At 67.2% G+C, this 1,310-nt stretch carries 2 protein-coding genes; both read left to right on the top strand.

The features are described from left to right. Window positions 1-69 precede the first annotated feature (69 nt). Window positions 70-369 carry a transposase gene (locus AB0958_RS45160; protein WP_366896297.1) on the top strand — a complete coding sequence of 100 codons (300 nt, stop codon included), beginning with the start codon at window positions 70-72 and terminating at the stop codon, window positions 367-369. Window positions 370-374: 5 nt separating this feature from the next. After that, a complete protein-coding gene (locus AB0958_RS45155; protein ID WP_366896298.1) occupies window positions 375-1,277 on the top strand; it encodes an IS3 family transposase in 903 nt (300 codons plus the stop codon). The last annotated feature ends 33 nt before the right edge of the window (window positions 1,278-1,310 follow it).

Here is a 1,310-nt window from a genome sequence, read left to right as displayed (position 1 = left end):
TGATGTTCCCCCCTGATCTTGGACAGCTCGATACTGGGACGGTTGGTCCCGGAGGAAGTAGTCCAGATCGTGAGCGGCAACAGTGGTAAGCGGTACACGGCCGAGTTCAAGCGGGACGCGGTGGAGCTCGTGCTCTCCACCGGACGGACCCCCACAGAGGTGGCCCGGGAGCTCGGGGTCAGCGCCGAGGGGCTGCGCAGCTGGGTGAAGCAGGCCAGGATCGACCGCGGCCAGGGGCCGGCCGGTGCGCTGACCAGCGATGAGCGTGAAGAACTGCGGCGGGTCCGCCGTGAGCTGGCCGAGGTGCGCAAGGCGAATGAGATCTTGGTAAAAGCCGCGGCCTTCTTCGCGAAGGAGATCGTGAAGTAGGCGCGCTGTGCCTCTTCATCGATGCGGAGAAGGCCGGCGAGGACAACCCCGGTGGTTACAGCGTCGCGCTGCTGTGCCGGGTGCTGAGGCTCCCGCGGGCCACGTACTATGCCTGGCTGGCGTCCCGGCCGGCCGCCGCCGAGCGGCAGCGTGCCGAGGATGAACTCGCCGAGGAGATACGGCAGATCCATGGGAAGTCGCGGGGCGCCTACGGTGCCCCGCGTGTGCACGCCGCGCTGCGGCGCAAGGGACACCGGATCAGCCGGAGGAAGGTCGAGCGGCTCATGCGCGAGCGGGATATCCGGGGCATCACCCGTCGCAAGCGCCGCCACCTGACGAAGCAGGACGCCAAGGCCGCGCCGGCCCCGGACCTGGTCGGGCGCGACTTCACCGCGGAGCAGCCCGCCACGAAGCTGGTCGGGGACATCACTTACCTGCCCACGATCGAGGGGTGGTGGTATTTGGCGACCGTGATCGACTTGGCCACTCGCGAGGTGATCGGGTACGCGATGGCCGACCACCACCGCGCCGAGCTGGTCACCGACGCTCTGCGCATGGCCGCCGCCCGGGGCGGCCTCCAGCCGGGCTGCATCATGCACACCGACCGCGGCAGCGAGTACACCAGCAGCGAATTCCGTACTCTGGTAAAGGAGTTGAGCCTGAGGCAGAGCATGGGGCGAACTGGCATATGTTATGATAACGCGGCAGCGGAGAGCTTCTTCGGTCTGCTGAAGGCGGAGATCGGCACCACCGTCTGGGAAAGCCGCGCAGCGGCCCGCGCCGACGTCTTCCGCTTCATCGAGGTCGAGTACAACCGCACCAGGCTCCGCAAACACCCCGAGTTCGGGTACCTCACCCCGCTCGAAACCCGAGCTAGGCTGCAACACGACTTCACCCCCGCAGCGTAGAAACACGCTGTCCAAGATCAGGGGGGAACTTCA

The sequence above is a fragment of the Streptomyces sp. NPDC006655 genome, assembly GCF_040703965.1.
Taxonomy (GTDB): Bacteria; Actinomycetota; Actinomycetes; order Streptomycetales; family Streptomycetaceae; genus Streptomyces.
Note: the sequence above shows the minus strand (reverse complement) of the source record. Positions and strands in the feature narration are given on the sequence as shown.